Raw genomic sequence first — 18,279 nt, 5'->3', positions numbered from 1 at the left:
TCGCCATCATTGGTGCGTCTGCGTGCAGTGGAAACAAGCTCGTGGACTGAGTGATGGCACTGAGCTATGGTCGCTAGCATGATGTGCGTGAAGGCGCGCGATGACTTGGGAAGGAACGGAAACGATGATTTACCAATGCAACGGATGCAACAGGACTACCTTCGAGACAGCATGCCCGTGGTGCATGAGCTCCCAAGTTTCGCCGTCATCAGAGCTCACGTTGCGGCACCTCACTCCACTGGATCCTTCGTTTTATCCCGACTTTCAATACAGATCCAAAGGCTTGATTCAAGATTTCTTCGGTAAGAAGAAAGAGCAAGCCCAACTGAACGATCTTCTGAACAACGTATTGAGAAAATACGCGGAGCTGAAGCAGCCATACTTTACGAACTTCATTCACACGACTCGCGAAAGCGCAGGTAGCAGCGATGACGCAGGCGTGCCCGGCCCACGTTTGGATGGTGTGTACAGCGAGAGAGAGCTATTCAGGGAGGTCTTGATTCGCAAAGGTTTTGACGAGCTTGAAGGGCTTCCATCTCTTTTGGACAAGCTGCTGCAAACCACAGCATTCAACTCTGCCTACCTGGGCTTCTCGAGAGAGTTGACCCGCCACATCCGAGCTGATCTTGCCGACACCTTACGTTCCTGGATTGAAGAGGCCGGGACAACGTTCAGGTCTGACCTGGCCTTGTTCTACTACCACCTCTGGGAAAATGACGTTCCATTTCCCAATGTCCAATTCAATCCCCAAGCAGCCTCCACATCTGGCGTACCGCTGCTTCCGCTACAGTCTTTTCGGAATGGCTTGAGCCTGTGCGAGGAGATTTATTTCGATATCCTCGTTGAGCGGCTGGGATCACAGCTCGAGCATTTCAATCCGAACCAGTTCATCACTATGTACCTGGTGGATGCGATGGACGGTTTTCAGTTCGAAGCCTTCCTGGTCGAGATCTTTCAAACCATTGGCTATGACGTTAAAGAGACCAAGAAGACTGCTGATCAGGGCGCAGACCTTTTCGTTACTAGGTTCGGTAAAAACATGGTCATTCAAGCTAAGAATTACTCTGGCTCTGTAGGCAATGCGGCTGTGCAGCAGGCCATTTCTGCTAAAGCCTTCTACGGGTGTGACGAGGCTATGGTAGTTACCAACTCCTACTACACGAAGTCAGCGAAGGAGTTGGCAAGCGCAGCCGGTGTACGGTTGGTCGACCGAGATGGGCTTCAGAGTTATCTGGATGACTACAATCAAAAACTTATCGAGGTCTTCCAGGCTGAGGAAGAAAGTGCTTAAGCTAGGCGTATCCGTGATTGCAGATGAGCAGTAGATCCCATGTTCTAAGTCCTTATGTTTACCTAGAACGATCAGTCACGAACGCATTTTCGTGACTGGTTAGCGGAGTTAGATCACGCCACCCGGTGAATCGCGCCAGGTTCCGTAGACACCGCCATGCCTCAAAAGGTTGGTCTCAATACTTCGCTTTTGACAGGACACGAATAAATTAAAGTTGCGAACCTAGACTCCTCAGTGCGGGTCTTTGTGATCGCTCATTCATGAATCTTATAACTAAACGATTTACGGTTAACTCTAGAGTTTGGTGTATTGTTAGGGGACTAACTACGTAGAGACTAAGCATGTCAAAACTCGCCGAATTTCGCCAGCTCGAAAAACACCTAGCCGAGCAACTACAAGCCCTAGAAACCCTGAAAGGGGATGCAGGCCTCAAAAAGGAAATAGAGTTCGAAACGAAGCTGCGCGCTCTGCTTGCTGAGTACGGTTACAGCTTGTCTAACGTAATCAACTTGCTGGATCCTCAGGCTGGCCGTAGCGCTCCAGTAGCCGAATCTAAATCCGGCTCTCGTAAGCCTCGTCAGGTTAAGGTCTACAAAAACCCTCACACTGGTGAAGTCATCGAAACCAAAGGTGGGAATCACAAAGGGTTGAAGGAATGGAAAGCAGAGTACGGCTCGGACACCGTTGAGTCTTGGTTAGCCAAGTGATTCTGGTTTGAGTGCAAAAGGGCCCTTTAAGGGCCTTTTTTGCAGTGTAGAGCTAAGAATCCGAGTCGTAAGCGTCCGGCAATTTCCTCTAAGCAGTTACGTAGACTATGAGATGGTGCTCGACTATGCGGACACCATCTCTGGTTAACTAAGTGGCTGGCCTTATCGATATTTCGGGAGCGTGGCTGACTGGAAAGTTTACCGAACGAGCAATGAAGCATTTTTCATGAGCTATTTTGTGCAGCATCTGAGCTTTTTCGATCTCAGACCCCGATGCCAGGATCACTTTGGGCCTCAAAATAACTGAGGTGAACTGACCAGCGCCGTTGCTCTCCTCGACCATTGTTCCTTGAGCGTTGTCCTCGTAGGCCACTACAACGACCCCGGCCTCAGCGCAAAGGCCAAGGTACCAAAGCTTGTGGCACGCAGATAAGGATGCCAAGAGCAATTCCTCGGGATTCCAGCGCGTAGGGTCTCCTCGAAAACTGGGATCGGATGAGCCCTCGATTGGAGTTTTGCCGTTAACTGCGATTAAGTGCGCCCGGCTGTAACCCCGATAAGATGACGTTCCTGTCCCGTTGTTGCCGGCCCAAGTTACCTGGACTTCGTACTCGTGCGCTTTATCTACCATTGCTCCCTCCTGGGATAGTTTTCGAAAAGTCCATTAAAAAACGGACTCATTGAGCAAGCACCTAGCGACGAGGTAGCAGTTCCATAATCTCACTGACCCGTTGCGTAGGCAGGCGAGTGAGGACGTCCTTCAAATAAGCATACGGATCATGCTCGTGGAGTCGCTCCGACTGGATCAGGCATATGATCACCGCCGCCCGTTTGCCGCTGCGTAGTGACCCTGCGAAGAGCCAGTATTGACGACTCAAGGCCCACGGTCGAATCTGGTTCTCGGCCCAATTATTGTCAATGTGTACGGCCCCGTCATTGAGGTAGGGCTACAGCGTTGTCCAGCGCTTCAGGCTGTAATCCAAGGCTCTGCTGATAGGCTCGGTGGCGAGCCTTATGGCGTCGGGGATCATCTCTACAAGTCTCGCAGAAAGGTCGCATAGGCCGCCGCGCTTTCGGTTGATCAGTTAATTTTGAAGGCACCGCGTGGATATGGGATTTCGAAGCAGATGGTTGCTCCAGTAATATCCGTTCGTGACTTCGACGACGGTAATTTCAGGGGAATCAAGGCAGGCTGCAGGGCAATGGTTTTTGCGATTGCAGCCGAATCCAATTATGGACGAGATTTGCGTTGAGATTGTGGCCCAGCGCGACGATGGCAATCGAGGCGCCAGGTTCGGAGCTCTCTTGAATGAATCCGGCTTTGAAGGATTTGAAGTACTAAAGGCGTTGTGGCTGCATGAAAGACCAGCTTAAAAGACTAGAAATGGTGTCCACTAAAATTAGTTGGGCGCCATCGCCTTTGGCGTCGTGGTCAGGAAGGTGAGTTGGCCGGAGGCTTACGCCACTTGGGTTGACAGGCAGCGACAAAGACTAATTTCAAAGACTGAAATTTTGCATCCGGCAAACTAGGAAAACCCTGTAAAGGGTTAACCTAGCAATTAGTGGATTATGGTTTGTTGCGTAGAGAATTAAATTCTTCAAAACCTTTTTCGAGATCTTCGATCAGGTCAAATGGATCTTCAAGGCCGATATGAAGTCGTACAAGGTGCCCATCAATCTCCCAGGATGTCGCACTTCGGATGGCTTTGGGATCTGCAATCATAGCCAAACTTTCAAATCCACCCCAAGAGTAGCCAATTGAAAATAACGATAAGCTATCCAATAACGCGTCTGCCGCAGCTTGTGAAGAAGGTTTGGTCACGAAGGACAGCAAGCCCGAGGCTCCTCTAAAGTCTCTTTTCCATAATTGATGCTGAGGATGAGACTCTAATGCTGGATAATAGACTACTTCAACTTCATCGCGTGTTTCCAACCATTTGGCTACTGTTGTCGCATTTTTATAGTGGCGTTCAAGCCTAATATCTAACGTTCTCATTCCCCGAAGTGCCAAGGTTACATCATCAGGGCTAACAAACAATCCCATGTTGAAGTGGAATTTTTTGAGGCTTTCCCATGCACGCTTGGAGGCTGATACAGTACCGAGAACGGCATCAGAGTGGCCGACGATATATTTGGTGGCGGCCATGATGGAAAGATCGACACCTAGTTCGAGCGATGGAAAGTAAAGGGGAGTTCCCCACGTGTTGTCAGCAATGACCAAAATATTATGCTCATGGGCAACCTTAGCGATGGCTGGTATGTCCTGTATTTCTAGAGTCAATGAGCCTGGGGATTCCGTATAGATGGCTTTTGTATTTGGCTTAAAAAAATCTACTACACCGGCACCTATTGTAGGATCGTAAAACGATACCTCTATTCCAAGGCGATTACCCACTTGTTCACAAAAGGCTCTAATTGGTGCATATACGTTGTCGGCGATTAGCAGGTGATCCCCTGCTCCAACTGCCGACAGTATGGCAGTCGTACAGGCAGATAGCCCTGATGGGCAAAGCACTGTGCCTTCAGCATGCTCTAACTGCTTAAGGGCCTGAGTAAGTGCCTCCGTGGAGGGGTTGTTCCATCGGCCGTAGATGTATTTTTGGCGCCCCTCGCGCATAGATGCGCTCGAAGGGAAAGCCACGGTTGAGCCTCGGTAAACCGGCACATTTACGAATCCATGATGCTGCTCAGGCTCGATAGACGCGTGGGCGAGTAAGGTTTGAACGTTTTTATATTTTTTCATACGGGCATCCAATTCCTGCAGCGGTTGGTGGCTTGGTGCGGACAGAAGTGACGCAGGGTTAGGATTAAAAAGCTATTTTTATTAAATGTCTACTACTAGGTTGGCCTATAAATAAATGTCATATAGAACATGGTCTTAGGATATTTTAAAAAATAGAGTTTACACGCCAACCATGTGGATGGTAGATTTTTTGCGACTCAAAACTCTACTATCTGGTCGGTATCGCATCGACGCTCGGTGTAGGATTTTGAATTGGGAGTGGATGGCTTCGTGCTATTGCTGCTACGCAAGTACACGCCGATTTCCGTATCTCGTTGGTAAAAGGATTAGAAGTTAAGAATTGCTATGGATAATAAAAACTGCAGATAAATCGCTTGGGTGAAGTATGAAAAAACAAAAAATAGAATCCCTAACAGCAACTCAGTGCAGTGACAAAAAAAATGATGCATCGAACTGGCTCGATTCTCAAGATAGTGGGTATTCGAAGCATTTAAAAAAACGGCATGTGCAAATGATGGCCTTGGGAGGTGCGATCGGAACTGGCTTGTTCTTAGGTGCTGGTGCTAGGTTGCAAATTGCGGGGCCAGCACTTGCAGTTGTGTATCTAATTTGTGGCATATTTGCGTTCTTTATACTAAGGGCCCTTGGCGAACTGGTTATGCATCGCCCAAGTAGTGGAAGTTTTGTGTCCTATACCAGAGAGTTTATGGGGGAACGTGCATCCTTCGTTGCGGGTTGGATGTATTTTGTTGTATGGGCATTAACTGGTGTGGTTGATATTACTGCTATTGCTATATACATGAAATACTGGAGTGTGTTCTCGGATGTACCTCAGTGGCTATTTGCATTGAGTGCTTTAGGCGTAGTGACGCTAATGAATATGGTTGGTGTCAAATGGTTTGGTGAAATGGAATTTTGGTTTGCTGTGATAAAAGTAGCTGCAATTAGCATATTTTTGATAGTTGGATCGTATTTTTTTGCAACGGGTCATGAAGTGGCTGGTCATATCCCAGGCTTTCATTTGATAACAGATAACGGTGGGGTCTTTCCTCATGGAATATTACCAGCGATTATCATCGTGCAAGGTGTCATTTTTGCTTATGCAAGCATAGAGTTGGTCGGAACAGCAGCTGGAGAAACGGCAGATCCAAGAAAAGTGATTCCAAAAGCAATTAATGGTGTGATTTGGAGGATTAGCCTTTTTTATGTTGGTTCCGTATTCTTGCTTGTTACGGTATTACCTTGGACTGCCTACAGTGCAAATGTTAGCCCGTTTGTCACGTTTTTTGAGGCACTTGGTATCCCAGGAATTGGTTCCGTCATGAACATTGTTGTAATGACGGCAGCACTTTCTAGTCTCAATTCAGGATTGTATGCTACGGGTCGTGTGTTGAGATCACTTGCTATGGGCGGATCTGCACCCAAAATGTTTAAGCGCATGAGTACTCAAGGTGTGCCCTATATGGGGATTTTGGTTACCATGGGCATTAACGTATTTGGTGTTATTTTGAATTTCCTCATTCCCTCTCAATTGTTTGAGCTTTTACTGAATTTGGTCTCTCTGGGGATACTTTCTACGTGGGCCTTCATAGTTCTTTCTCAAATTATGTATCGCCGTGCAGTGAAGAGGGGCGAGGTGGAAATGGTCTCATTCAAAATGCCTGGAGCGCCGTTTACTTCATGGCTGACGCTCGGTTTTTTACTCGTAGTATTGGTTCTCTTGGCGCTCGACTATCCAAATGGTACTTATACTGTCCTCTCTATACCTTTAGTCGCAGGAGCATTGATGCTTGGTTGGTCGAGGGCAGTTCGCTCAAAAGAAAAGGACTTAGAAGGAGCGGGTACACCTAGTCACGTAGGGGCCTAGCTTATTAGCGATGAGAGCACGTCTCGCGGCGTTCTCTCATCGCTTTGAGTTGAACCATAGTGCTAAGACGGCTAATATGCCTGTATCAAACATTTAGGTAAGCTTATGAGCACGCGTTCAGACCTTTTAACTGCTGCCGAATTATTGCTACGTACCAAAGGCTACTCTGCATTTAGCTATGCTGATTTAGCTCAAGAAATTGGTATTAAAAAAGCCAGTATCCATCATCACTTTCCTACAAAAGAAGGGTTGGGTATTGCAGTTATTGAGAGCTATCTTTTTAGATTTACTAAAAATTTAGATCTGATTAACGAGGAGAGTTCCGATACCATCATCCGGTTGAAAGCATTTTCATCTCTGTTTGTTGATAGCTCGAAAAATGGGATGCTACCTCTGTGCGGTGCACTTGCAGCTGAGCTGTCTGCTTTGCCTGATAGTCTCAAAGAACTGACTAGAAAGTTTTTCGAAATACATATCTCATGGTTGGAGGAAAATATTGCGAAGGGGCAGGGTGAGAGCGTTATAAAGGCAGACCTTAATCCTAAAGAAATTTCACGTGCTATTTTGAGCTTGCTTGAAGGTAGTAGCTTCGTTTCTTGGGCGTTCAACGATAAGGTTGTCGACCAATCTGGGTTTGATTTTATTTTGCAGAAAATTATCGTTTCGTAATTTCTATCTAGAATACGATTTGATGATCCCTTTCCGGATTTCTTCTTAAGTCATTGTTTTTGCCCATCTTTTAGATGGGCCCCATCTCGTAACGTCTCCGATACTCTGTAGATTTTCTCTGCATAGGTTGAATCTTCCCGCTCGAATACAAAGCTCATGGCGTTTTAGCCTGGTGAAGCTCCGTATCTGCCTGTCTGTTCTGACAGGTAGCGTATCGATGCGCGCCTTGTTTCATAGGGCTTTGGAGGCATTGGTGTCATCAAGATCTCTAGCGCAGGGATTATTTTTCCAAAAACTCTGTTGCAAGCCAACCTACCAGTTGGTAGGATTGTTTTGTCGCAAACAAACCCACACGAAACAATGCGCTCCACAGAGGATTTACCAAATGACAAATAATCTGAATGGTATTGATGTAGCCGCACTGCAGCAGTTTGCCCAAGGCGTTGCTGAGGATGCTTCCAAGCGGCACGCCAGCTTTAACGTCAAGACTCAGTGGAAAGGCCAAACACGCTCTGTGGCAAAAGTCAGCCGCTACAGCCTCGCCGGTGAGACCTATTCACGTGATTTCGAAATCGTCGCCGATGAGCCAAATGAGTTGCTTGGCCAGAATACTGCGCCGAACCCTCAGGAACTGCTGATGGCGGCCCTCAATGCCTGTATGTCAGTAGGCTACGCGGCCAACGCTGCAATGATGGGTATCAAGATCCACAGTCTGGAAATTGAGACTGACGGTACCCTCGATCTACGTGGTTTTCTGGGTTTGGACGAGAACGTTAACCCAGGCTACGACGAAGTAAGTGTTGTAATTCGTTTGCACACCGACGCATCCCGTGAGCGTGTGGAAGAGCTGCATAAGAATGTGATCAAGACATCGGTCAACTATGCCAACTTTTCTAAAGCCATTCGTATGGTGCCAACGCTCGAAGTTCTAGAAGACTGATTTTTAGGGTTTGACACCTGCTGAACCCTAAAAGCGCCAGTTGAGGAGTTTTCTCTGGCGCTACGGTTTTCGTAATCTAGTTACCGGGAGCATGAAATGAACGATTTTTTCAAAGGTAAGAAACTGCTTGTCGTCGGTGGTACCAGCGGAATGGGCTTGGAAACTGCTCGTATGGTGCTGAAAGCGGGTGGCAGCGTGGTGCTGACGGGTAGCAAGCAAGACAAGGCAGACGCCGTCCGTAGCGAATTGAGCCCGCTTGGCCCGGTTTCAGTGATAGTCGCAAACCTCATGACAGAAGAGGGTATGAATTTCGTTCGTAACGAAATCAACACAAATCATAGCGATATCAGCCTGATGGTTAACTCCGCTGGTATTTTCATTCCCAAAGCTTTCACTGAGCACGACGAGGCTGAGTACGATATGTACCTGTCTATTAATCGTGCAACGTTCTTCATCACCCAAGCGGTGGTCAAGAACATGCTCGCCGCCAAGCGGGAAGGGTCAATTGTCAACGTTGGCTCCATCGGCGCACAGGCTGCTTTGGCAGGTTCGCCGTCCTCTGCCTATTCCATGGCTAAAGCAGGTCTGCATGCGCTGACCCGCAACCTTGCGATTGAATTGGCTCACTCGGGCATCCGCGTAAACGCCGTCTCTCCAGGAATTGTTCACACATCTATCTATGAGGGCTTCATGGACAAAGAGGCAATCCCAGAAGCGATGAAGTCTCTGAACGATTTTCACCCACTGGGCCGAGTTGGCGTTCCGGAAGATGTGGCCAACACTATCGTGTTCCTGTTGTCGGATAAGACATCCTGGGTGACCGGTGCTATCTGGGACGTGGATGCGGGAATCATGGCCGTTCGTGCCTGATTTCAGCTAACGCTGTCTGATGGGAGCTGCCAAAATCGACTCCCATTCCATCACCAAGAGTGCTGGGAGGTGTAATGGCTCGAGTGATTATTCACGGCTATCTGACTGGCCCAGCTGGCTTCAACTACCAGCTTTTGGTGTAGGGCGGCTTAGTTCTGGGCGCAGGAGTTTTTCAATGTCAGGTTCGACAAGAGCAGCGCTGTTAAAAGTCGCGGAAAATCAGATGAGGTCTAAGGGCTACTCAGCATTTAGCTATGCAGATCTAGCCACGACGATTGGCATTAGAAAAGCCAGCATTCATCACCACTTTCCGACCAAAGAGTGTCTTGGTCAAGAGTTGATTAAAGACTCTATCATTCGCTTTGATGCGACTATTCTGTCAATTGAAGACGCTGATGAAGACTCTATGTTGCGGCTTCGAGCCTTCTCCCGTCTATTCGTCGATAGTGGGAATGAAGGGCTTCTACCGTTGTGTGGTGCACTGGCGGCAGAAATGGCAGCGCTACCCTTATCACTTCAAGTGCTGACTCGAGTTTTTTTTGAGACACAACTTGACTGGCTACAGAGAACCATTAGCGAGGTAGCCATTCAGAAAGGATGGATACTTTCCAAGCCAGCTAAATCCTATGCATTCATGCTCTTGAGTGTGTTAGAGGGGGAGTGCCTTATTGATTGGACATTAGGTAGATCAGCTGATCCCTTAGCAGGATTCGACTACATACTCGAATCCCTGGAGCAATCAGTCGTGATGCCTGCTCGTCAGATCAGACACACCAAAAGCAAGCAGCCGAGTTGTTAATAGTCGCTTTTAGTTTTCCTTAATAGCGACGCCTTTATTCCCTTCACTAGAGAGAGATTTATGAGCGGTATTCCGAAGAAATTCGTAGTTGATATTTGGTCTGATTATGTCTGTCCTTGGTGCTGGGTCGCTAAGCGTCGTTTTGAGAAAGCGCTTGAAAGCTTTCCTCACAAGGACAGCGTTCAAGTTAACGTCAGAGCTTACCGTCTTGCCCCGAACCATGTTGCTGAACCTATGGTCGGAGCCCTCAAGCGTAAGTTGGGTAGTCCAGCCGCTGCTGTAACCATGATGAATACAGTTAAGCAATATGGCGCATCTACGGGGCTTGATTACCATTTTGAAACCATGATGTTTGGTGATACAGCGGATGCTCACGTATTAGTCAAAGCAGTCGAAGATGAAGTCGTGAAGAAAAACCTTATGGAAGCGCTCTATGAGCAAAGTACCACCCAAGGTAAATCGCTGTTTGACAGAACAAGTCTAGAGGCGATAGCAAAGTCTGTTGGGGTATCTGATGAGTCGATTCGACTCGCGTGGTCATCCCCTGATCTGCGCCTTCAGATGCAGAGCGACGAGCGCGCGGCGGCTCAATTTGGGTCAGGCGTTCCTTTTTTTGTTTTCAATAATTCGTTCTCTGTTTCGGGTGCTCAGTCTCAAGAAGCTTTTCTTCAAGCACTGAACCAAATGTATTTGGAATCAAAGGGTGAGGATGAGTCGTTTAATGGCCAAGTCTGCGGTCTTGATGGTTGTAATTGATGTTAGAGAGATTGCGGCACCTGATGGTGCTGCAATTTCTGTGTCTGAAATTGCATCGTGGGTGAGGTGAAAATGAACCGTATCGTAGACTTGAAAGCCGAACAGTTCACTCGATTCGTTGCAAAGGGGAACAGTGTCGTGCTGTTTTCGGCGTCTTGGTGCAAACCATGCCAAGAGATGAAGCCGGTCTTTCACGACCTTGCAGACAAGATGCATTCTCGCGCATCCTTTGCAAGGATCGATGTAGCTGTTTCGCCGACGATTTCCCAAATGTATGGGATCCGGTCAGTGCCATCCTTGGCGATTTTTCACGAAGGGCGGTTGCGCTTAGTCTTGGCCGGCTCTCGTTCTGTTGCCGCGTTGAAGAAAGCAATCCTGGCTGAGTTAAAGGACGTCTTGTAAAGCTACCTTAAAGTGGCTTTAGATTTTTCTGCCTTGGATTAGCTATCTTTCTCTTCCGGCTTGGCGCGACTTTTATCAGGCCAGTTGTTGATAGTATGAGCTCGGTCTTCGTTGAATATTTCTGTTAGAAGGGCGTTTGCCCGCTTGTATGCGTCGTACTTGAATTCAGTGTCCTCCTCGGGCTGTCGGGCCATTTCTTCAAGCATTTCCTGGTTCAATCGGCGGAAGCGATCCGCGCGTTCACGGGCTTCATAGCGCCCAACACCAAGTTGTTCCAAGGCTTTGCGTCCAAGGGACAAAGCGCTTTCAAAAGTCTCCCGCTCGGCTTCCTCTATACCCATTTGGCGTAGGGTAATGATGTGTCCCATATCACGAGCGCGCACTACCAGTTTCATGGCGGGGAAATGCTCTTGGGCCAGCCGTGTCAGTGCCAAGTTGTCTTCCTGGTTGTCGATGGCGTTGATCAGAACCACTGCTTGAGCTGCACCAGCGGCGTGCAGCAAATCAAGACGGGTCGCGTCGCCGTAGAACACCTTGACTCCGAACTTGCGTAACGTTTTGATATGATCGGGGTCGTGATCTAGCACCACCACTTCAAAACCACAGGACATTAATAGACGGCCTGCAATTTGGCCGAATCTACCGAAGCCAGCGATGATTACCCGAGGATTGCGTTGGTCGATGGTGTCAGCTTCCTGATTGTCCTGTTTGCGCGCTGATTCCAAGCGATTGAGCACTAGAATCAGCAGAGGAGTCACACACATGGAAAGTGCTACCGCCAAGGTTAGACTTTTACCCCAAGGGTCGACCAGGATGCCCGCAACCGTTGCTGCGCCAAATACCACAAAGGCGAACTCACTGCCCTGACCGAGAAATACCGCCTGCCAAGAGCGCTGTTGAGTAGGAACGTTCAGGAAGCGGCCAAGAAGTTTGATCACCAGCAGCTTGATCAGGATAAAACCTAAGGTCAGTGTTAAAACTTTCAGTGGTGCATCAATCAGCGTGCCAAAGTCGATCGACATACCGACGCCGATAAAGAATAAACCAAGCAGTAGCCCCTTGAATGGCTCAATGTCGCTTTCCAGCGCATGCCGGTACTCTGAGCTTGCTAATAGGACACCGGCGAGAAATGCCCCCATAGCCATGGACAATCCTGCCTCTTCTAGCAACAACCCAAATCCAAACACTAGGAAGAGCGCCACGGCACTGAAGATTTCGCGCAAGCCTGAGCGCGCAACAAAGCGCAGAACGGGTCGTGAGACGTACTGACCCAAGAGCACCACCGCGCCGATCGCGCCGACGATTTTTGCAATGGACAACGCGAGCTCCGCGCCGGAGGGCGTACCACCATTTGCCGCTAACAATGGAATCATCGCGACCAGCGGAATCGCTGCAATGTCCTGGAATAACAACACGGCAAAGCTGCTGCGGCCCACGGCAGTGGGTGTCATATTTCGCTCGTTCATGGCCTGCATGGCGATGGCGGTCGACGATAGACTTAGCGTCAACCCCACCAATAGTGCTGCTGACCAGTTCAAGCCAAGTGCGGCACAAAACACGGCAATTGCAGCGCCGCAGACCAGCATCTGCAATGCACCGCCACCGAAGACCATTCGGCGCATGGCCCAAAGACGTTTGGGATCAAGTTCGAGACCAATGATAAACAACATCAAAACTACGCCGATTTCAGCAAAGTGCAGAATGGATTCCACATCCGTAACAAGCTTCAGGCCCCAGGGGCCAATCAGGCAGCCGGCCAATAGATAGCCCAGAACTGGGCCAAGTCCTAATCGAACGGCTATCGGGACTATCAATGCAGCAGAGCCCAAGTAAATGAGCATCTCAATCAGACTGTGAGTCTCCATCTTAATATTCCTTCCAGGAGGCCAACCGCGAGTAATAATGCTCGATTTGTGAGTGTATGAAGTCAGGTTCATCTGCATACGCACCGTGTACCACCACAGGATTCAGCCAGCGCATGTTGCAATAGATTGCTGTTGCGTGGAGGGGTTGAGCCAACACCGAAAAACCTGGATGGTCGCCAATTTGGAAATGATCGTGCTCGCCACCCGTCGTGACGGCCCACATCAGACTCTTATCTTTTAGGCCGACAGAGCCTTTGCCGTATGCCCATCCGTGGGTGAATACTTTATCTATCCATAATTTCAAAAGCGGCGGGGAGCTGTACCAATACATCGGATGTTGCAATACGAGCAGTTGAGCTTGATCGACTGCTCTCTGTTCAGCCTCAACGTCGATATTGAAGTCCGGATAAAGGTCGTACAAGGAGCGTACGACAACGTCCGGATTGCTTGATACGCGCTCGAGCATTGCTTGATTAACAAGTGATTTTTCGGGGTAGGGATGAGCATAAATGATAAGAATCAAGATGACCTCCAGGAGGTCCGTTAGTCGATGAGCGATAGAACCCACCCTCATAAAGGATGGTTTAAATTCAGTACTTTGAGGCCAATTAATTTTTGTGAACGAAAAAGCCCTTCCTGGAGAAGATGCCAAGTCCCAAGGAACGAGATACACCAAATCCAGAAAAGGCTTGATTGTCAGAGCAGCGCTTTACTCGCCAGCTTGTATCTTGAGCACCTTTTCTGCGGTTATTGGCTCTCCTGCAATTCCCCAACTACCGCTTTTTACTTCTTCGAAAAGAACCCAAGTGAGAGCTCGCATGTTTTCACCTTCGACTGAAACCATGGCTTCCGTAACTTTGTGAATCGCCTCGGCTTTCTGTTCTTCCGTGAAAACGCCTTCGATACCTTTAATGATGACTAACGGCATGGTGTGCTCCATTTATGCAAGGGCTTAGGGTCAGTGTCGAAGACGCCCACATCTTCGCGACCTTCGGGGTACGGATTTTTCCCGTCGATACAACAGACATGACAGGCAGGTTCCGGATTACGACAGGACAGCCCACGCAGAAATGAATGTGGGCTAGGCCTTTAAGCAATTACGCTTTAGCTGGAGCAGGTTGAGTCGCGTTACCGTAATTCGGATAGTCGGTATAACCCTTGTCAATCGAACCACTGACACCGTAGTAGGTTGTGCGATCGCCTTCCGATAGTGGCCAGCCGTTCTGCATACGCTCCACCAGATCTGGGTTGGCAATGTAAGCAGTACCGAAGGCGATCAGGTCGAGTTCGCCTTTGGCTAGTTCAGACTCAGCAATATCTTTGGTGAAGCCGCCGGCTGCCATCAAAGTGCCTTTGTAAGCTTCGCGGAATGCGGCACCAAACCCTGGAGGGGTTTGCGCGACTAGGATGGTTGGCTGGTAATTCAGGTGAACGAATGCAAGCTCGCGATCATTAAGTGCATCAGCCATGCTCATCCAAGTTTCTGCTTCGCCCTCGTATACGCCGAAGTCATACAGGCGGCCAAATGGCGAGAACCGTACACCTATCTTGGAACCGCCGATTTCAGCAGCAATTGCGTCAATGGTTTCAAGCAGGAAACGCTGGCGATTGGCGATAGAGCCGCCGTACTGGTCGGTACGAGTATTCAGGGCGCTGCTCAGGAATTGATCGAACAGGAAGCCATTGGCAGCCATGATTTCGATACCGTCAAAACCAGCGTCAATAGCCATGCGAGCCGATTTCACGAAATCCGCAACAACGCGTTTCACTTCGTCAGTTGTCAATGCGCGTGGTGCGGAGGGTTGAACCGGGCCAGATTTTTCAGGCTCTATCCAAGCATATACCGTGGTATCTACCGCAGGGATAGTACCCGAGGAGACTGGTATTATGCCGTGCACCGAAACATGGGACATGCGGCCAACGTGCCAGAGTTGCGCAAAAATCTTCCCCCCTTTGGCATGCACTGCATCTGTGACTGTACGCCAGCCTGGCAAGTGCTCTTTAGCATAAATCCCAGGGGTATATAGATAGCCACGAGCCTCGTCGGAAATTGGCAGCCCTTCAGTGATCAGCAGTCCAGCAGAAGCACGCTGCGCGTAGTACAGCGCGTTGGATTCATTTGGAATGTTGTTCAGCGTCCTTGTGCGAGTCATTGGGGCCATGACAACGCGGTTCTTCAGAGATGTTCCGGCCAGATCGTAAGGTGTGAACAGCTTATTCATGATTACTCTCGACGTCGTGTGAGGGAGCAAGGTCGCGTTTGATTTATGACTTGTCGAACGCGTCGAGTACGTGGGTGCTATACACCAGTGCTGCACCGGCGTTCATGTTGATGGCAACACTCAGTGCCTCAGCAACTTCCTCGCTTGTAATACCGAGCTTCTTGGCTTCCGCTGCGTGGAAAGCAATGCAACCATCGCATCGAGTCGTAACGGCTACTGCTAAGGAAATTAGCTCGCGAGTCTTCGCATCCAGATGGTTTGTTTTGCTACCGGCAGCGCCGAGTGCAGCCATGCCCTTCATGGTCTCCGGGGACAAGCCGTTGAGTTCTACCAAACGAGTGTTGATGTCTTTACGGGTCTGCTTCCAGTCTTGCATTTGATTCTCACTTGGGCGTTCAGCCCGGTTAGTGGCGCGAGGAAATGTGGAACTGGATCAAATCTACCATCCAGTTGGTAGGCTTGCAAGGGGCGTGATAGAATTTGGCACCCTAGAGATGTTGTCACTGATGGTTCAATGCTCAGATCGATGCCTAGAGCCTCTACGAATACGGTTTTAGATTGTATTTATTACAATCCTAGTAGATGGTAGTTTTTTACGCTCGACAGCAGGACGGGCTTTGAGTGTTAAGCGTTATTAAAATCATGCAGTTAGACGAGGTTATTGATGAATTACCTAGCGCACTTGCATTTGGGCGGTCAGGAGCCGCAGCAGCTCCTGGGGAGTCTCTATGGGGATTTTGTAAAGGGAACGCTTGCAGGCCATTTTCCTTTACAGACTGAAGAGGCAATCAGGTTGCATCGCCAAATTGATGTGTTCACTGACTCCCATCCATTGGTCAAAAGGGCGTTAGGACGATTTCGAGTGGCAAGGCGTCGTTATGCAGGAATTGCACTAGACATGTTTTTTGATCATTGCTTGGCTCGCGACTGGGAGCACTTTGCTGATGAGCCTCTGGAGGCTTTCGCAAAAAAGGTCTATGTCATTTTAAAAAACGAGCCTGCCTTACCGGAACGTCTGGCTCAGATCGTTCCGTCCATAATCAGAGAAGATTGGCTTGGTGCATATAAAGATTTTCCAATGATTGGTCATGGACTCAAAGTCATCTCACAGCGCTTATCCCAACCAGAAGGCATGTTTGGCGTCTACGAGGAGCTGTCAGCGCTATATGAGCCGCTGAGTGAAGATTTTCAGGAATTCTATCCAGTGTTGTGGCAGTACGCACAAGCCGGTTTAGGTGCATCAAAGACACCTCAGTGAGCTTATTTGCCTAACAGGTTAGGCTTTTCAGTAGCTTAGTTGGATTTTAGGGATAACCTCATCTTGGAATTATTCCATGGTCTATTCCATAATTTATCAAAGCAGTGGGCTTGTCGATATTAAGCTTGCGCCGGACGATGAGTCTTAACGGTTCTGACACTAATATCCAATTCGCGAGCCATTTCCTTATTGTTCAACCCTTGAGCTATTTTATATAGAACTTGGTTTTCCCGTGGGGGTGGCTCGTTCGAGTTACCATCGTCAAGAAGTAGTTTTTGCGCGATTTCAGCACTATATGTAGCAATTCCCAATGCGTAATAGAGGACTTCAACGTGTTCAATGACCTGAGTCGTTTCGGTAAGTATCTAGGTCAAGCAGCGCGCCTGATGGTTGGTATGCCCGATTACGATACGTACGTTGAGCATATGCAGACTAAGCACCCTGATAAGACGATGATGTCATATGAGGGATTTTTCAGAGAGCGACAAGAGGCTCGCTACGGGGGTGGCAACTGTCAACCTCGGTGCTGTTAGTAATGTTATGTTTTTTGCTAAATAAAGTTAAGCCCGATACCAAGTATCGGGCTTTTTTATTTGGCTATAAAGATTAATTTTAAAACATGCCTAGAGCATAATATGGTTTTTCATTTGATCAAATCGTTCAAAACCCAGTGCTAGGTCAGCAATTAGATCATCTGGATTTTCCAAGCCGATGTGCAGCCGTACCAAGTGGCCCTCATCACTCCATTGTGTTGCACTTCTGATATTGCGAGGGTCTACAGTGATAGCCAAACTTTCAAACCCACCCCAAGAGTAACCCAGGCCGAATAAGTTGAGATTGTCGAGTAGTGCCTTGACAGCCTCGAAAGGTGCGGGTTTGGTTACAAATGACAGTAGGCCAGTAGCGCCAGTGAAATCCCTTAGCCATAGGGCATGATTTGTATGGGATGGAAGCCCAGGATAAATAACGCGTGCAACCTGCTTTTGATCTTCGAGCCATTGTGCAATTTTGGTTGCATTCCGTTGATGTCTCTCCAAACGAACGTCGAGCGTGCGAAGTCCTCGGAGAGCCAAGTTTGTATCATCTGGGCTAACGTAGATGCCGCATTCAAAATGGTAGGCCTTTAATTGAGGCCAGGCGAGCGGTGAAGCCGCGATGGTGCCAATCAATGCATCTGAGTGCCCCACAATATACTTCGTGGCTGCCATGATCGACAGGTCAACACCGTGTTTGATCGCTTTGAAGTACATAGGTGTAGCCCAAGTGTTATCCAGCAGCACTAGGGCACCGCAGTCATGGGCCGCTTCGGCAATCGCAGGTATATCCTGTATTTCAAAGGTGTGGGATCCAGGAGACTCAGTAAACACTGCCTTCGTATTGGATTGAAAGAGGGTTTTTATGTCATGCCCAATCTGTGGGTCATAGTAAGTGGTTTCGATCCCGAACCGTTTTCCAGCCGTTTCCAAAAAGTGACGTGTTGGGGCATAAACGGTATCAGGTACCAAAATGTGCTCGCCTGAGCCAACGACGGAAAGTATCGCCGTGACGCAGGCTGACAGTCCTGATGGACAGAGAACAGTTCCAGTTGCTCCTTCAAGTGCTGTGATCGCTTCGCAGAGAGCCTCGGTGGATGGGTTGTTCCAGCGGCCGTATTGATACCTTTGACTACCGTGCTGCATAGAGTCGACATTGGGGAATATTACAGTTGAACCACGGTATATTGGAGGATTTACGAAGCCATAATGTTCTTCGGGGTGACTTCCCGTGTGCGTAAGTACAGTTGAGGGAGAGTGTATTACCTTTTTATTTTTCATAGATTTTCCCATCGATGAGTCTATTGGCGAGACCTTAAGTATATTTTTATGTGAAGGAAACTATCTTTCGATTGTT

At 48.6% G+C, this 18,279-nt stretch carries 20 protein-coding genes and 2 pseudogenes; 11 read left to right on the top strand and 11 right to left on the bottom strand.

All coding sequences use genetic code 11. The features are described 5' to 3' along the window. Nucleotides 1-124: 124 nt before the first annotated feature. Nucleotides 125-1,291, top strand: a complete 1,167-nt coding sequence (locus tag RGV06_RS03190; RefSeq protein ID WP_235573534.1) for a restriction endonuclease — start codon at nucleotides 125-127, stop codon at nucleotides 1,289-1,291. Between the two features lie 341 nt (nucleotides 1,292-1,632). Next, nucleotides 1,633-1,998, top strand: coding sequence for a histone-like nucleoid-structuring protein, MvaT/MvaU family (locus tag RGV06_RS03185; RefSeq protein WP_169916596.1), 366 nt, complete (start codon nucleotides 1,633-1,635; stop codon nucleotides 1,996-1,998). A 148-nt stretch (nucleotides 1,999-2,146) separates the two neighbouring features. Here RGV06_RS03185 and RGV06_RS03180 read toward each other — a convergent pair whose 3' ends face one another. The 4 genes and pseudogenes from RGV06_RS03180 to metC (RGV06_RS03170) form a co-directional block, all read right to left on the bottom strand. Next, nucleotides 2,147-2,629, bottom strand: coding sequence for an OsmC family protein (locus RGV06_RS03180; RefSeq protein ID WP_169916597.1), 483 nt, complete (start codon nucleotides 2,627-2,629; stop codon nucleotides 2,147-2,149). Nucleotides 2,630-2,690: 61 nt separating this feature from the next. After that, a pseudogene (locus RGV06_RS03175) lies at nucleotides 2,691-2,990 on the bottom strand (IS66 family transposase); the annotation flags it as partial. A gap of 190 nt (nucleotides 2,991-3,180) precedes the next feature. Further along, nucleotides 3,181-3,279, bottom strand: a complete 99-nt coding sequence (locus RGV06_RS25730) for a hypothetical protein (RefSeq protein ID WP_369782749.1) — start codon at nucleotides 3,277-3,279, stop codon at nucleotides 3,181-3,183. A 286-nt stretch (nucleotides 3,280-3,565) separates the two neighbouring features. After that, nucleotides 3,566-4,741: a cystathionine beta-lyase gene (gene metC / locus RGV06_RS03170; protein ID WP_169916598.1), complete on the bottom strand. Its 1,176-nt coding sequence runs from the start codon at nucleotides 4,739-4,741 to the stop codon at nucleotides 3,566-3,568. Between the two features lie 385 nt (nucleotides 4,742-5,126). On the opposite strand from metC (RGV06_RS03170), the gene RGV06_RS03165 reads away from it, so the two are divergent. The 7 genes from RGV06_RS03165 (at nucleotide 5,127) to RGV06_RS03135 (ending at nucleotide 11,044) form a co-directional block, all read left to right on the top strand. Further along, complete coding sequence (locus tag RGV06_RS03165) at nucleotides 5,127-6,608, top strand: amino acid permease (protein ID WP_169916599.1); 1,482 nt, start codon at nucleotides 5,127-5,129, stop codon at nucleotides 6,606-6,608. Nucleotides 6,609-6,713: 105 nt separating this feature from the next. Next, on the top strand, nucleotides 6,714-7,277 hold the full coding sequence (locus RGV06_RS03160; RefSeq protein WP_169916600.1) for a TetR/AcrR family transcriptional regulator: 564 nt from the start codon (nucleotides 6,714-6,716) through the stop codon (nucleotides 7,275-7,277). 385 nt (nucleotides 7,278-7,662) lie between these two features. Further along, nucleotides 7,663-8,217 (top strand): OsmC family protein, encoded by a 555-nt coding sequence (locus RGV06_RS03155; protein ID WP_169916601.1) that lies wholly within the window; start codon nucleotides 7,663-7,665, stop codon nucleotides 8,215-8,217. A 96-nt stretch (nucleotides 8,218-8,313) separates the two neighbouring features. Next, nucleotides 8,314-9,087 carry an SDR family NAD(P)-dependent oxidoreductase gene (locus tag RGV06_RS03150; protein ID WP_169916602.1) on the top strand — a complete coding sequence of 258 codons (774 nt, stop codon included), beginning with the start codon at nucleotides 8,314-8,316 and terminating at the stop codon, nucleotides 9,085-9,087. A 175-nt stretch (nucleotides 9,088-9,262) separates the two neighbouring features. Next, nucleotides 9,263-9,886 (top strand): TetR/AcrR family transcriptional regulator, encoded by a 624-nt coding sequence (locus RGV06_RS03145; protein WP_169916603.1) that lies wholly within the window; start codon nucleotides 9,263-9,265, stop codon nucleotides 9,884-9,886. Nucleotides 9,887-9,946: 60 nt separating this feature from the next. Further along, nucleotides 9,947-10,642: a DsbA family oxidoreductase gene (locus RGV06_RS03140; protein ID WP_169916604.1), complete on the top strand. Its 696-nt coding sequence runs from the start codon at nucleotides 9,947-9,949 to the stop codon at nucleotides 10,640-10,642. A 72-nt stretch (nucleotides 10,643-10,714) separates the two neighbouring features. Next, the gene (locus RGV06_RS03135; RefSeq protein ID WP_169916605.1) at nucleotides 10,715-11,044 is read left to right on the top strand and encodes a thioredoxin family protein; all 330 of its coding nucleotides are present in this window, start codon (nucleotides 10,715-10,717) and stop codon (nucleotides 11,042-11,044) included. 38 nt (nucleotides 11,045-11,082) lie between these two features. Here RGV06_RS03135 and kefC read toward each other — a convergent pair whose 3' ends face one another. The 5 genes from kefC to RGV06_RS03110 form a co-directional block, all read right to left on the bottom strand. Further along, nucleotides 11,083-12,909, bottom strand: a complete 1,827-nt coding sequence (gene kefC / locus RGV06_RS03130; RefSeq protein ID WP_322149348.1) for a glutathione-regulated potassium-efflux system protein KefC — start codon at nucleotides 12,907-12,909, stop codon at nucleotides 11,083-11,085. 1 nt (nucleotide 12,910) lies between these two features. Continuing rightward, nucleotides 12,911-13,432: a glutathione-regulated potassium-efflux system oxidoreductase KefF gene (gene kefF / locus RGV06_RS03125; RefSeq protein ID WP_169916607.1), complete on the bottom strand. Its 522-nt coding sequence runs from the start codon at nucleotides 13,430-13,432 to the stop codon at nucleotides 12,911-12,913. 186 nt (nucleotides 13,433-13,618) lie between these two features. Further along, entirely contained in the window at nucleotides 13,619-13,837 is a 219-nt protein-coding gene (locus RGV06_RS03120) for a tautomerase family protein (RefSeq protein WP_169916608.1), read from the bottom strand. A gap of 169 nt (nucleotides 13,838-14,006) precedes the next feature. Then, nucleotides 14,007-15,131: an alkene reductase gene (locus RGV06_RS03115; RefSeq protein ID WP_169916609.1), complete on the bottom strand. Its 1,125-nt coding sequence runs from the start codon at nucleotides 15,129-15,131 to the stop codon at nucleotides 14,007-14,009. A 43-nt stretch (nucleotides 15,132-15,174) separates the two neighbouring features. Next, a complete protein-coding gene (locus RGV06_RS03110; protein ID WP_169916610.1) occupies nucleotides 15,175-15,507 on the bottom strand; it encodes a carboxymuconolactone decarboxylase family protein in 333 nt (110 codons plus the stop codon). 288 nt (nucleotides 15,508-15,795) lie between these two features. Between RGV06_RS03110 and RGV06_RS03105 the strand changes: the two genes are divergently transcribed. Then, nucleotides 15,796-16,389, top strand: coding sequence for an ACP phosphodiesterase (locus tag RGV06_RS03105; protein WP_169916611.1), 594 nt, complete (start codon nucleotides 15,796-15,798; stop codon nucleotides 16,387-16,389). A gap of 58 nt (nucleotides 16,390-16,447) precedes the next feature. Here RGV06_RS03105 and RGV06_RS03100 read toward each other — a convergent pair. Continuing rightward, nucleotides 16,448-16,691 (bottom strand): annotated as a pseudogene (locus RGV06_RS03100) (response regulator transcription factor); the annotation flags it as partial. Nucleotides 16,692-16,721: 30 nt separating this feature from the next. Here RGV06_RS03100 and RGV06_RS03095 point away from each other — a divergent pair. Beyond that, the gene (locus tag RGV06_RS03095) at nucleotides 16,722-16,922 is read left to right on the top strand and encodes a YbdD/YjiX family protein (protein ID WP_169916612.1); all 201 of its coding nucleotides are present in this window, start codon (nucleotides 16,722-16,724) and stop codon (nucleotides 16,920-16,922) included. Nucleotides 16,923-17,012: 90 nt separating this feature from the next. Here RGV06_RS03095 and metC (RGV06_RS03090) read toward each other — a convergent pair whose 3' ends face one another. Further along, nucleotides 17,013-18,203 (bottom strand): cystathionine beta-lyase, encoded by a 1,191-nt coding sequence (gene metC / locus RGV06_RS03090; protein ID WP_169916613.1) that lies wholly within the window; start codon nucleotides 18,201-18,203, stop codon nucleotides 17,013-17,015. Nucleotides 18,204-18,279: the final 76 nt, after the last annotated feature.

This window comes from Pseudomonas sp. CCI3.1 (assembly GCF_034313985.1).
GTDB lineage: Bacteria > Pseudomonadota > Gammaproteobacteria > Pseudomonadales > Pseudomonadaceae > Aquipseudomonas > Aquipseudomonas psychrophila.
Note: the sequence above shows the minus strand (reverse complement) of the source record. Positions and strands in the feature narration are given on the sequence as shown.